Here is a 402-nt window from a genome sequence, read left to right on the forward strand (position 1 = left end):
TCTAATATGAAAAACTTTAACACAAAAACAAATAAAATGGCATCTGATGAATATGAAAAAATCATTTATAGAAAAACTTATGGCAAAAAAGATGACGCTATAAGAGAAAAATTAAATAACGAACAACCCAAAACAACGGATGAAATAGAAAAACTTCGTCTTAAACAAGAACAAGTTTCTAAAAATATTATTAGAACTCAATCATTAGAAGAAGCGATTGTAACAGCTAATGAAATCGAACGCAAACTTAAAGAATGTGATTTAAAAAGCATGACAGACGAAGAAGCCTTGAAAGAAATTGCTGATTTAGCTAATGAAATTGATTTATCTTGGTTCAAATAATATCTAAGATTTGATAAATATAAAATAAACGGAGAAAATAGATGAGTTATACAACAAAAC

At 26.6% G+C, this 402-nt stretch carries 1 protein-coding gene; it reads left to right on the top strand.

Annotation, left to right across the window (positions count from 1 at the left end; genetic code table 11):
- Positions 1-342 (top strand): hypothetical protein (locus D9V42_RS14815; RefSeq protein WP_208639099.1); only part of this gene is annotated, 342 nt, incomplete at its 5' end.
- Positions 343-402 lie beyond the last annotated feature (60 nt).

The sequence above is a fragment of the Staphylococcus pseudoxylosus genome, assembly GCF_003697915.1.
Classification (GTDB): Bacteria; Bacillota; Bacilli; order Staphylococcales; family Staphylococcaceae; genus Staphylococcus; species Staphylococcus pseudoxylosus.